Source organism: Bacillus sp. CH30_1T (assembly GCF_008364765.1).
Lineage (GTDB): Bacteria > Bacillota > Bacilli > Bacillales > Bacillaceae_B > Rossellomorea.
Map to the genome: position 1 here is coordinate 149,856 of NZ_VTUY01000004.1, position 12,770 is coordinate 162,625.

Here is a 12,770-nt window from a genome sequence, read left to right on the forward strand (position 1 = left end):
CAGATACGAATGGGTTATGAGAAGAAAATATCGTCAATGCACTTAGATATTTTGAAAGAAATCGGAAATATAGGAGCGGGGCATGCGGCAACTGCCCTCTCTACTCTTCTGGATAAGAAAATTGACATGAAGGTACCCAGTGTCCAGGTTGTTACATTCGATGAAATGATGGACATGGCAGGAGGACCGGATAATGTGGTCGTAAGTGTGTTCTTAAGAATTGAAGGGGATGCACCGGGAAGTATGTTTTTTTTATTGCCTCTTGAACAAGCTTCTGCTTATATTCGAACAATGATACATGATCGTTCTTTTTCCTTTAGTGAACCACCGTATTCGGAATTAGGTTTATCAGCCATGCAAGAGTTAGGAAATATTCTCTCAGGTTCATATTTGTCCTCTTTATCCGACTTTACGAGTCTTAAGCTATTACCTTCTGTTCCCGCCTTATCAGTAGATATGGCTGGTGCCATTATCGGTTTCGGCTTACTGGAAATTTCTCAGGTAAGTGATTATGCCATCGTCATAGATACAGCATTAAAAGAAGAAGAGTTAGAGGAATCAGAAAGTGTGAAAGGCCACTTCTTCCTCTTACCGGATCCCGATTCATTTGAAATCATCTTCCAATCCCTCGGTGTGAAGATATGATTGTAGTGGATACAGTGGTAAGGGTGGGTATTGCAGATATGAATATCGTTAGTAAGGGAAGTTCAATTCGCACATCGGGCTTAGGTTCTTGCATTGGGGTGGTATTATACGATGAACTTATCAAATTGGCGGGTATGGTCCACGTCATGCTCCCTCATTCATCGTTAGGGAAAGAGCCTTCCATGAACTTAGCTAAATATGCAGACACTGGAATAGAGGAACTCATTCGACAACTGGGAGAACGGGGTGCGAAAGTTGAGAGACTTAAGTGCAAAATGGCGGGCGGTGCACAAATGTTTCAATTCAAATCAAAAAGCGATGTGATGAGAATTGGACCAAGGAATGCTGAAGCGGTGAAAGAGGCTCTCTTGAAGCATCGAGTGCCAATTGTAGCAGAGGATTTGGGTGGTAATAAAGGGAGGACCATCGAATTCTTCACGTCGACTGGAATCCTTCATGTTCGCACGGTGAATGAAGGAACAAGAGAATTATGAGTTAATGAAAAGTTTCAAGGAGTAAATGTAACAGGAAAGATCCACTCGTTTTCTCATACCATGGAGTTCTATACCTTAAAGCAGGTTTCAGGAAGAAAATAGTAAGCAAGGAGGATTCTTATGTCTCAGCAACCCCCTCGAACAGATGAACAACTATATTGGGAGAAATGGATTAACAGTCGTGATACCCAGGCAGGTGATATGTTAGTTAGGAAATACATGCCCCTTGTATCGTATCATGTTCAGAGAATTTCCGTTGGGCTGCCAAGAAACGTCTCGAGAGAAGATATAAAGAGTCTTGGGTTGATGGGTTTACTGGATGCACTTCAGAAGTTTGATCCAACAAGAGATCTAAAGTTCGATACATATGCTTCGTTCAGAGTCCGGGGAGCCATTCTCGACGGACTGAGAAAAGAAGACTGGCTACCAAGATCAACAAGAGACAGAGCGAAAAAAATCGAAGCCAAAACAGTAGAGTTGGAACAAATTTTATTACGCCACGTGACCGCCGAGGAAGTAGCCGCCTCATTAGAGATGGCTACTGAGGAAGTATATCAAACGACCAATGAACATTTCTTTGCCAATGTTCTTTCCATGGATGAGCAACTAACCGATGAAGATCATGAGTCTCAAAGCTATTCTATTAAAGATGATAAGACGATCACCCCTGAGGAAGAAGTGCTTAAAGGTGAAAAGATAACAGAGTTAGAGAAAACGATTTTAACGCTTTCTGCTAAAGAACAGCTTGTGTTAAGCTTATTTTATAAAGAGGAATTAACTTTGACGGAAATCGGGGAAGTCATGAAATTGTCAACGTCACGAATTTCACAAATTCATTCCAAGGCCATTTTTAAACTGCGCAATTTATTAGGCTCTTGAATCAACTCTATTGATTAACAGTGCACACAATAAGCCAAAACCATATATAATGATGGACTGTTCCGGGGAAATACGGTTTAAAGGAGCAGTCCTTTTATATGCTTAGGAGAAACAAAAATCAAACTAAACTAAGGTGATGACATGGTAACATTCCTGCTTTTTATATCTTTTCTACTTAATATTGCTTCCTTGCTCGCGATCGTCATTTTATACTCAAGGCAAAATCGTTTTCTTAACATGGAAAAAGAACAAGAGAAAATGATCATGGAATTGGAAGAAGTCATTTCTACTTATCTGATAGAAATGAAAGAAGAGAATGAAGAGTTTATTAGGACTTTTAATCATCATGCTAATAATGACACACTTATCACTGACATAACAGATAGTGAGAAAGTAAACAGTACCCCGCTTCAAACCAATCCCAATTGGTCAGGAGCAGGATATAAACAAGCTTCAAAGGCATATAAGCAATCACCAAAACCTCAAATGGAAGCTGCCGAAAAAAAGTTGGAAGTGAAACCTACAGTAAAAACCAATGAAGATCCCCTTATCCAACAAGTTCTCTCACTAAAAAAAGAAGGGAAGGACATCGAGGAAATAGCTCAAACTGTCGGAAAAGGGAAAACGGAAATTGAGCTCATGCTAAAATTCCGTCAAATTATGTAGGAATGTCTTGATTGGTTGGAATAGGTGTGCTATAGTATTCATGGTGTGATTACACACGTTTCTCGATTGAGGTAGATGGTGCTATTCAAACGAATAGTTTCTACTACAAGATGACGGAAACGGAGGAGAAAACAAAAACCATTTAGGAGGAAACACACATGTCAGTAATTTCTATGAAACAATTGCTAGAAGCTGGTGTACATTTCGGACACCAAACTCGCCGTTGGAACCCAAAAATGAAGAGATACATCTTCACTGAGCGTAACGGTATCTACATCATCGACCTTCAAAAAACAGTAAAAAAGGTTGAAGAAGCGTACAACTTCGTGAAAGAATTAGCTGGTAACGGCGGTAAAGTTCTTTTCGTTGGTACGAAAAAACAAGCACAAGAGTCTGTTAAAGAAGAAGCAGAACGTGCAGGTATGTACTACATCAACCAACGTTGGTTAGGTGGAACACTTACGAACTTCGAAACGATCCAAAAACGTATTACACGTCTTAAAAACATCGAGAAGATGGAAGAAGACGGAACGTTTGAAGTACTACCTAAGAAAGAAGTAGTACAACTTAAAAAAGAACATGAGCGCTTAGTGAAATTCTTAGGCGGAATCAAAGATATGAACACGCTACCTGATGCATTATTCATCATCGACCCTCGTAAAGAGCGTATTGCTGTAGCTGAAGCTCGTAAACTTCATATCCCTATCGTGGGTATTGTTGATACTAACTGTGATCCGGATGAAATCGATGTTGTCATTCCTGCGAATGACGATGCAATCCGTGCGGTTAAGCTTCTTACAGGTAAAATGGCGGATGCTATTTTAGAAGCTAAGCAAGGTGAAGAAGCAGCTGTAGCAGCTGAGTAATGAATGGAAGGTGATAAGAGGGCTTACCCTTATCACCTTTTTTTAAAGAGTATTCACATCTACTGTTCTCAATTCGAGATACAGTACATTTTTGACTATCACCCATGAGTGATATAGTCTACATAGTTAAACTAAGGAGGAAACCCACTATGGCAATTACCGCACAAATGGTTAAAGAACTTCGTGAAAAAACTGGCGCTGGAATGATGGACTGTAAAAAAGCGTTAACTGAAACTGATGGAGATATGGACAAAGCAATTGACTTTTTACGTGAAAAAGGAATTGCAAAAGCAGCTAAAAAAGCTGACCGTATTGCAGCTGAAGGTACTACTTTCATCGCAAGCGAAGGGAATACTGCTATCATTTTCGAAGTGAATGCAGAAACTGATTTCGTTGCGAAAAACGAAAACTTCCAAAGTCTTGTTAAAGAATTAGCTGATCACTTATTAGCTAACAAACCGGCTACTGTTGAAGTTGCTTTGGAACAAAAAATGGCGAATGGTTCAACTGTAAGTGAATTCATCAACGCTGCTATCGCTAAAATCGGAGAAAAAATCACTCTACGTCGTTTTGAGATCCGTACTAAAGCTGATAACGCTGCTTTCGGTGAATACCTGCACATGGGTGGCCGTATCGCTGTTCTTACAGTGGTTGAAGGTACTACAGATGCTAATGTTGCGAAAGACGTTGCTATGCACGCTGCAGCATTAAATCCTAAATATGTTTCACGTGATCAAGTTTCTGCTGAAGAAGTAGAGCGTGAGCGTGAAGTACTTAAGCAACAAGCATTGAACGAAGGAAAACCAGAAAACATCGTTGAAAAAATGGTTGAAGGCCGCCTTGGAAAATACTTCGAGGATATCTGTATCCTGGATCAGACATTCGTTAAGAATCCAGATCAAAAGGTACGTCAATACCTTGAAGCGAATAAAGCTACTTTAACTGATTTCATCCGTTACGAAGTAGGGGAAGGTCTTGAAAAACGTCAAGATAACTTCGCTGAAGAGGTAATGAGTCAAGTTAAGAAATAATAAAAGCTAAACAATTCTTAGTAGGGAACACTTAGCGTGTTCCCTATTTTTCAAGAAAAATTCTATTTTTATGGAGGTTCCCATGAGCGTTCCTAAATACAAACGTGTCGTTCTGAAACTTAGTGGAGAAGCATTAGCAGGTGATGATGGCTTCGGAATAAACCCTTCTGTCATTAAAAATGTAGCAGAAGAAGTAAAAGAAATTGCTGAACTTGATGTTGAAGTTGCAGTTGTCGTTGGCGGAGGTAATATTTGGCGTGGTAAGATAGGTAGTGAGATGGGAATGGATCGTGCATCTGCTGACTATATGGGGATGCTGGCTACCGTTATGAATTCTTTGGCTCTTCAAGACAGCCTTGAGCAAATTGGCATCGAAACTAGAGTTCAAACTTCAATTGATATGCGTCAAGTGGCAGAACCTTATATCAGACGCAGAGCCATCCGTCACTTAGAGAAGAAACGTGTTGTGATTTTTGCAGCAGGTACGGGAAATCCATACTTCTCAACCGACACTACTGCGGCACTTCGAGCAGCTGAAATCGAAGCAGAAGTCATCCTGATGGCTAAAAACAACGTAGATGGTGTATATTCAGCAGATCCTAAGAAGGACGAGACGGCTGTTAAATATGAAGAACTTTCCTATTTAGATGTTCTGAAAGAAGGCTTGGCTGTAATGGATTCAACAGCTTCTTCTCTTTGTATGGACAATGATATCCCACTTATTGTATTCTCTATTATGGAGGATGGGAATATTAAGAGAGCCATCACAGGTGAGAATATAGGTACAATCGTTAGGGGGAAAGCATAATGCCAAATACGATCATCACAAACGCAAAAGAAAGAATGACAAAAGCTATTCAAACATTTTCTCGTGAGTTAGCAAGTATCCGTGCAGGAAGAGCAAACGCATCTCTACTTGATAAAATTACAGTTGATTACTATGGTGCACCAACACCTGTTAATCAATTAGCAGGTATTTCAATTCCTGAGGCCCGTATGTTAGTCATCCAGCCTTATGATAAATCAGCTTTAGGTGATATTGAAAAGGCGATATTGAAATCAGACTTGGGAATTACACCTACAAGTGACGGGAACATTATCCGAATCGTTGTTCCCGCATTAACGGAAGAACGACGTAAAGAACTTGTGAAGCTTGTGAAAAAAGAAGCTGAAGATGCAAAAGTGGCGATCCGTAATATTCGTCGTGATGCAAATGATGATCTTAAGAAGAAAGAGAAAAGCGGGGACATTACAGAAGATGACCTTCGTGGATATTCTGATGATGTTCAGAAAGCAACAGATGAAAGCATTGTCAAGATTGATGGCATTGCAAAAGATAAAGAACAAGAAATGTTAGAAGTATAATTAATCATATTCTAATCCTAAGGGGCTGACCTATAAGTGAACTCATATTCCTTATGGGCCGGTCCCTTTGTTTTATGCTTGTTTAGAGTGTTTATGATAGCCGGCTTCTCCATTCCTCTGATTGAATGATTATTCGTTTGGCTCTTTTCGCAAGATTGATGTTTTCTAGCATAGAATCTGCCAGGGCTCTGTCAACCAGTTTATGCTGGATGGTGTGGGGAACTGCTCCGCTTGCAGCTAGCGTTCGGCAGAGCCTCCTCAGCTTAGCCGATCGGGGTCTCGGCACGCCCAAAGACCGCCGGAGTCTGCGCAGTTCCCCTCGCCATCTTTAACAGGATTTTCATGACAGAGCTTCGTGGGTGTAAGAAAACAATGTAACTAGAAAAAATATTTCTTTTTCCTTAAAAGGAAGATCAATCTCTACTTACATAATATGAGATTGTTTGCTAAAATTCTTTTTTATTGTTTTCTATTAAGGATACATGCTAAGAAAGTTGATTGGAGCGGAAGGATGCTCGACTCCTGCGGGAATAGCTGGACAGGTGAGACCCCGGAGGCGCAGCCGAGGAGGCTCACCGCCAGCCCCGCGGAAAGCGAGCATCCTGGAGCGGAAATCAACTATTACTTTCTCCTCTACAATAGCAACAAACTATACGAAAAGAGCCTTTCGTTTTAAGAGAAACATCGTTTAACGTTCAAAATACATATATGAATGTACATAATCTATTTTCTTAAAGATATCTTCCTTATTTTTTGATATGATAGTAAAGGTAAATATTTTTTGGATTGTTGGTGGAGGATTTTATGCTAAACAAGCTTAAGCAATGGAAAAGACAGCAAACTTCCGAAGAAGTGGATGTTCGATTTCAAGAATTAGTAAAACACCCGATTCCGGGTCATATAGCTATTATTATGGATGGTAATGGACGGTGGGCAAAAAAAAGAGCCCTACCTAGAGTCGCTGGACATCATGAAGGCATGAAATGTGTTAGAAGAATAACGAAATTGGCAAACGAATTAGGTGTAGAAGCTTTAACTCTTTATGCTTTTTCAACCGAGAATTGGAAACGTCCAAAAATGGAAGTTGAGTTTCTTATGAAGTTGCCAGAAGAATTTTTAGGAACCTTTCTACCTGAATTAGTAGAAGAAAACGTTCAGGTGAAAATGATGGGTTCTCCTGATGCATTGCCGAGCCACACTAAGGGAGCCGTCACTAAGGCGATGGAAGCTACGGAGAATAATGACGGTATGATATTAAACTTTGCTTTAAATTACGGCAGCCGCTCAGAAATTATTGATTCTATGAAGCATGTCTTAAAAGATGTTCAGAATGGAATACTAGATGAGAACCAATTGAATGAAGAAGTGTTTTCAAGTTACTTGATGACGAAAGATTTAAAAGATCCAGACCTGCTTATTCGAACGAGTGGAGAAATCCGCTTAAGTAACTTTATGCTTTGGCAATTAGCTTATACAGAGTTCTTTTTTACAGACGTACTGTGGCCGGATTTTGGCAAGGAACATTTAATTGAAGCAATTGAAGCATATCAAGGTCGTTCAAGAAGATTTGGTGGGTTACAAAGCGAGGAATCCTAATGAAACAAAGAATTATTACAGCAGTGATAGCTGCAGCGATATTTTTGCCAATCATCATCTTTGGTGAAACACCATTTATAATTTTAATGTATCTTATTGCTTCCATCAGTTTATATGAAGCATTAAAGATGAGAGGGCAATGGATTTTTACCATTCCCGGGTTATTATCTTTGGCCCTGTTGTGGGTATTTTTGATCCCAACCGATGCTATCGGGATTTTAGCAGACTTTGGCTATTCCAAGATCGAAATGGCTTTTCTTGCCGTGCTGCTCTTCTTAACATATACAGTAGCAACTAAGAACCGTTATACATTCGATGATGTGTCTTTTGCTCTGTTAAGCATTTTATATGTAGGAATTGGTTTCTATTACTTTATGGAGATCCGTTTGGATGAAGGAGTACAGTTTGTTTTCTACGCTTTATTTATCATATGGGCAACAGACTCAGGTGCTTATTTCATCGGAAGAGCAATGGGGAAAAAGAAGCTATGGCCTCAAATCAGTCCAAATAAAACTATCGAAGGTTTTGTTGGCGGAATTATTTGTGCCATCGTAGTTGGAGTTATCATGACGTTTTTCACTGATCTTGATATGTCCATTCCTAAACTTATTATCGTGACTGCTATTCTATCCGTCTTTGGACAAGTTGGAGACCTGGTCGAATCAGCTTTGAAAAGACATTACAAAGTAAAAGATTCCGGGCATTTATTACCGGGACATGGTGGAATGCTGGATCGTTTTGATAGTTTATTATTTGTGTTTCCCCTTCTTCACTTTCTTTTATAAAGGTAGAAGGCTTCTAGCGGGAGGAGTGTAGTTGTTGAAAAAGATTAGCTTACTGGGAGCTACCGGTTCTATAGGGACACAAACCCTTGATGTAATCCGTGAGCACCCTGATGAATTCAAACTGACAGCTATGACTGTTGGCAGAAATATAGAAGAAGCTAGAAAAATGATTGTAGAATTCTGTCCTCAAATGATTTCTGTTCAACGAAAAGAGGATGCTGAATTACTAAAGAATGAAATGCCATCTTCAGTAAAGGTTCTTTATGGGGAAGAAGGCTTGGTGGAGGTGGCTTGCCATCAGGATGCGGACATACTCGTTAACGCAGTGTTGGGAAGCGTGGGGCTTCACCCCACATTACAAGCCATCGAAGCAGGGAAAATGATTGCGATTGCCAATAAGGAAACGCTTGTAACGGCTGGACATCTGGTGATGGAGGCTGCCCGGAAAAAGAATACTACTTTACTGCCGGTTGATAGTGAGCATTCTGCCATATTCCAAGCGCTGCAGGGAGAACAAGAAAAGAATATTGAAAAACTGATCATTACAGCATCCGGAGGCAGCTTCAGAGACCGGACGAGAGAAGAATTAGTGGGTGTCACAGTAACAGAAGCCTTGAAACACCCGAACTGGTCAATGGGAGCAAAGATTACCATTGACTCTGCTTCAATGATGAACAAAGGGTTAGAGGTCATAGAAGCACATTGGTTATTTGATATTCCATATGACCAAATTGAGGTGGTGCAACATAGAGAGAGCATTATCCACTCCATGATTCAATTCCACGATTCATCTGTGATGGCTCAATTAGGTACGCCTGATATGCGCGTTCCGATTCAATATGCTTTAACCTATCCCGACAGACTTATTAGACCAGGTAAGAGATTGGATTTAGTCGAAATGGGTAAGCTTCATTTTGAAGAGATGGATTTAAATCGTTTCCGTTGTCTTGCTTTTGCCTATGAAGCAGGACGGATCGGCGGCAGTATGACGACGGTACTTAATGCTGCAAATGAAGCGGCAGTTTCCATGTTCCTGGAAAATAAGATATCTTTCCTGGACATTGAAGCGTGTATTGAGAAGGCTATGTCTACTCATCAAGTGATACATAGACCAGATCTTGAAACCATACATGAGATTGATCAACAGACTCGACAACTTGTTTTAAGCTGGTTGTAGAGTACTTGGGCATTATTACATGTTCTGTAACGTAGAATGATAGTGGACATGTTTCTTACCTATACTTCAAACATTTAGATCTGTTACCAACAGGTTATAAAAAAGGTGGTTTTTTATTTGCAAACGGTGATTGCCTTTGTTGTTATTTTTGGAGCTTTAGTATTTTTTCATGAGCTTGGACATTTAATTTTCGCGAAGCGTGCAGGCATTTTATGCCGTGAATTCGCAATAGGGTTTGGTCCTAAAGTGTTTTCATACAAAAAGGATGAAACAACCTATACGATTCGCTTATTGCCTCTTGGGGGCTTTGTCCGAATGGCCGGGGAAGATCCGGAAATGGTTGAGCTAAAAGCCGGACATCGGGTTGGTCTTGTACTCGATCAGGATGAAAAAATTAAAAAAATTGTCTTAAATAACAAAGATCGCTATCCGAACATTCGTGTCATTGAGGTAGAAGAAGCGGATTTAGAGCACAGACTGCATATTCGTGGATACGAAGAAGACGAGGAGGAACTGAAAACCTTTTTAATCTCCAGGGACGCCGTATTCATTGAAGATGGTGTCGAGACACAAATCGCTCCATGGGATCGACAATTTGCATCTAAGTCACTACCCCAACGGGCGATGGCCATTTTTGCGGGGCCGCTATTTAACTTTATTTTAGCCTTCTTCATTTTCATTCTTGTAGGCTTATTGCAAGGGGTTCCTACGAATGATCCTGTTCTTGGCGAACTCACAGAAGATGGGGCAGCAAAAGAAGCCGGTCTTCAGAAAAATGACGTGATTTTAAGTATAGACGGTAAAGAGATTTCCACATGGGATGATATTGTCACCATCATACAGAAACACCCAGGCGATGAACTGCGGTTTAATGTTGATCGTAACGGCTCAAACACAGAGATTTCAGTTACCCCAAAACCTCAAGAAATAGAAGGGGAAGAAATAGGGATTATTGGTGTTCATAGTCCTGTTGAAAAGTCGCCTCTCAAAGTGGTGACCAATAGTGCACAGCAAACCTATGAATGGACCAAAATGATTTTTGTTCTATTAGGAAAGCTTGTGTCCGGTGAGTTTTCAATCGATGCTTTATCAGGGCCGGTTGGAATCTATCAGTCAACGGATGTTGTTGCTAAATCGGGTATATTCTACCTAATGAGATGGGCTGCCATCCTTAGTATCAACCTGGGAATTATGAACCTTCTGCCAATTCCTGCCCTTGACGGAGGCAGACTCCTGTTCTTCGCAGTTGAAGCGGTAAGAGGGAAACCGGTGGATCGCCAAATGGAAGGAATGGTCCATTTTGTCGGGTTTGCCCTCCTAATGGTTCTCATGCTCGTTGTTACATGGAACGACATTCAAAGGTTTTTCTTATAAAATATGATACATGAAACATGAAACATGAACAGGCAGTTTCTCCCTCCAGAATCAAAAAATGAGGGTGTCACTGCCTGTTGATTTAAGATAAAATAGTAACAAGGAAATTCCCACACTACATAAATAATATATATGGTAACTGAGGTGCTAATAGATGAAGCAACGTAATACATTCATCCCTACTTTAAGAGAAACACCGGCTGATGCAGAAATCAAGAGTCATCAGCTTCTCTTGAGAGCAGGATTCATAAGACAAAATGCAAGTGGTATTTATAGCTTTTTGCCATTAGGAAATAAAGTATTAAAAAAAGTGGAAGAGATTGTTCGTGAAGAATTAGATGCAGCCGGTGCTGTTGAAATGCTCATGCCTGCCCTGCAGCCTTCCGAGCTCTGGAAAGAATCGGGACGCTGGGGAACGTATGGCCCTGAATTAATGAGAATGCGTGATCGCCATGATCGTGAATTTGCCCTTGGAGCCACACATGAGGAAGTGATTACAAGTTTAGTAAGGGACGAAATTAAATCATATAAACGTCTACCCCTCACGATGTATCAAATTCAAACTAAATTCCGTGATGAAAAGCGTCCACGTTTTGGACTCCTTAGAGGAAGGGAATTCATTATGAAGGATGCCTATTCATTCCATTCTTCTTCTGAAAGCCTGGATCAAACATACGATGCATTATTTCAGGCGTATTCAAAAATATTCAGCCGATGCGGGCTGAATTTCAGAGCAGTTATCGCTGACTCTGGAGCGATGGGCGGTAAGGATACACATGAATTTATGGTGTTATCTGAAGTCGGCGAAGATACGATTGCATACTCGGATAATTCCGATTATGCTGCGAATATCGAAATGGCTGAAGTAGTGGATTCCTATACTCAATCGGCTGAAGAAATGCTTGAATTAGAAAAGGTATCAACACCTGAGAGTAAATCGATTGAAGAAGTTTCCTCTTTCCTGTCTATTGAGAAGGATCAATGTGTGAAATCGCTGCTATTTAAGGTAGATGATGATTATGTACTGGTATTATCCCGTGGTGATCACGAAATTAACGATATCAAAGTGAAGAACCTTCTAAATGCAAGTGTAGTTGAATTGGCATCAGCCGAAGAAACGAAAGAGCTCATCGGATGTGAAATCGGATCAATTGGCCCTTGTTCATTAGATAAAGACGTGAAAATTGTTGCTGATCAAGCAGTTAAATACATTCGAAACGGTGTATCAGGAGCAAACGAAGCAGGATACCATTTCACAAACGTGAACCCTGAACGTGATTTTCAGGTCTCTCAATACGCAGATCTTCGCTTCATTCAGGAAGGTGACCCTTCTCCTGACGGAAATGGTACGATTGTTTTCGCAAAAGGAATCGAGGTGGGACATGTATTTAAACTGGGGACAAGATATTCAGACGCATTAGGTAGCTCATTTTTAGATGAAAATGGCCGATCTCAGTCGATCATCATGGGTTGTTACGGAATAGGTGTCTCTCGTACTCTTGCAGCAGTTGCAGAGCAATTTAATGATGACAATGGTCTGGTTTGGCCAACGAATCTTTCACCATATGACCTTCATTTAATTCCGATTAATATGAAGGATGAAGCACAGGCTATACTTGCAAACGAACTATATGACACATTTAAAGAAAATCGTTATGATGTATTAATGGATGACCGGGCCGAGCGTCCAGGTGTTAAATTCGCTGACTCTGACCTGATTGGACTTCCAATTCGCATAACAGTCGGGAAGAAGGCAGGAGAAGGCATCGTTGAAGTGAAAGTAAGAAGCACAGGTGAGATGCTGGAAGTGCATAGGGACGAGCTTCTGCCAAAACTGCAAGAACTATACAAGACTCTTTCTTAAAAAGAAAAGGGCTCGACTTTAAAGGAGT

Annotated in this window: 14 protein-coding genes; 13 read left to right on the plus strand and 1 reads right to left on the minus strand. The window is 40.5% G+C overall.

What is annotated here, in order from left to right:
- The first annotated feature begins 9 nt into the window (after nucleotides 1-9).
- From F0342_RS08415 to frr, 8 genes are all read left to right on the plus strand, one after another.
- Nucleotides 10-645, plus strand: a complete 636-nt coding sequence (locus F0342_RS08415; protein WP_149155528.1) for a chemotaxis protein CheC — start codon at nucleotides 10-12, stop codon at nucleotides 643-645.
- Nucleotides 642-1,139 carry a chemotaxis protein CheD gene (locus F0342_RS08420; RefSeq protein WP_149155529.1) on the plus strand — a complete coding sequence of 166 codons (498 nt, stop codon included), beginning with the start codon at nucleotides 642-644 and terminating at the stop codon, nucleotides 1,137-1,139. Before F0342_RS08415 ends, F0342_RS08420 begins: the two co-directional genes overlap by 4 nt.
- Before the next feature lie 120 nt (nucleotides 1,140-1,259).
- Nucleotides 1,260-2,018, plus strand: a complete 759-nt coding sequence (locus F0342_RS08425; RefSeq protein WP_149155530.1) for a FliA/WhiG family RNA polymerase sigma factor — start codon at nucleotides 1,260-1,262, stop codon at nucleotides 2,016-2,018.
- 237 nt (nucleotides 2,019-2,255) lie between these two features.
- On the plus strand, nucleotides 2,256-2,684 hold the full coding sequence (locus F0342_RS08430; RefSeq protein WP_149155531.1) for a DUF6115 domain-containing protein: 429 nt from the start codon (nucleotides 2,256-2,258) through the stop codon (nucleotides 2,682-2,684).
- Between the two features lie 158 nt (nucleotides 2,685-2,842).
- Nucleotides 2,843-3,550, plus strand: a complete 708-nt coding sequence (gene rpsB / locus F0342_RS08435; protein ID WP_034760179.1) for a 30S ribosomal protein S2 — start codon at nucleotides 2,843-2,845, stop codon at nucleotides 3,548-3,550.
- Between the two features lie 149 nt (nucleotides 3,551-3,699).
- Complete coding sequence (gene tsf / locus F0342_RS08440; protein ID WP_149155532.1) at nucleotides 3,700-4,581, plus strand: translation elongation factor Ts; 882 nt, start codon at nucleotides 3,700-3,702, stop codon at nucleotides 4,579-4,581.
- An 82-nt stretch (nucleotides 4,582-4,663) separates the two neighbouring features.
- Nucleotides 4,664-5,389 carry a UMP kinase gene (gene pyrH / locus F0342_RS08445; RefSeq protein WP_148968763.1) on the plus strand — a complete coding sequence of 242 codons (726 nt, stop codon included), beginning with the start codon at nucleotides 4,664-4,666 and terminating at the stop codon, nucleotides 5,387-5,389.
- Entirely contained in the window at nucleotides 5,389-5,946 is a 558-nt protein-coding gene (gene frr, locus F0342_RS08450; RefSeq protein ID WP_149155533.1) for a ribosome recycling factor, read from the plus strand. Before pyrH ends, frr begins: the two co-directional genes overlap by 1 nt.
- Nucleotides 5,947-6,037: 91 nt before the next feature.
- Here the strand turns inward: frr and F0342_RS24770 are convergent, their stop codons facing one another.
- Nucleotides 6,038-6,238 (minus strand): hypothetical protein, encoded by a 201-nt coding sequence (locus F0342_RS24770; RefSeq protein WP_188048458.1) that lies wholly within the window; start codon nucleotides 6,236-6,238, stop codon nucleotides 6,038-6,040.
- Nucleotides 6,239-6,750: 512 nt separating this feature from the next.
- On the opposite strand from F0342_RS24770, the gene F0342_RS08460 reads away from it, so the two are divergent.
- The 5 genes from F0342_RS08460 (at nucleotide 6,751) to F0342_RS08480 (ending at nucleotide 12,742) form a co-directional block, all read left to right on the plus strand.
- Nucleotides 6,751-7,542 (plus strand): undecaprenyl pyrophosphate synthase, encoded by a 792-nt coding sequence (locus F0342_RS08460; protein WP_149155535.1) that lies wholly within the window; start codon nucleotides 6,751-6,753, stop codon nucleotides 7,540-7,542.
- Nucleotides 7,542-8,327, plus strand: coding sequence for a phosphatidate cytidylyltransferase (locus F0342_RS08465; RefSeq protein WP_148968766.1), 786 nt, complete (start codon nucleotides 7,542-7,544; stop codon nucleotides 8,325-8,327). Before F0342_RS08460 ends, F0342_RS08465 begins: the two co-directional genes overlap by 1 nt.
- 34 nt (nucleotides 8,328-8,361) lie before the next feature.
- On the plus strand, nucleotides 8,362-9,504 hold the full coding sequence (dxr, locus tag F0342_RS08470) for a 1-deoxy-D-xylulose-5-phosphate reductoisomerase (protein WP_149156057.1): 1,143 nt from the start codon (nucleotides 8,362-8,364) through the stop codon (nucleotides 9,502-9,504).
- A gap of 117 nt (nucleotides 9,505-9,621) precedes the next feature.
- Entirely contained in the window at nucleotides 9,622-10,878 is a 1,257-nt protein-coding gene (gene rseP / locus F0342_RS08475) for an RIP metalloprotease RseP (protein ID WP_149155536.1), read from the plus strand.
- Nucleotides 10,879-11,032: 154 nt separating this feature from the next.
- Entirely contained in the window at nucleotides 11,033-12,742 is a 1,710-nt protein-coding gene (locus F0342_RS08480) for a proline--tRNA ligase (RefSeq protein WP_149155537.1), read from the plus strand.
- Nucleotides 12,743-12,770 lie beyond the last annotated feature (28 nt).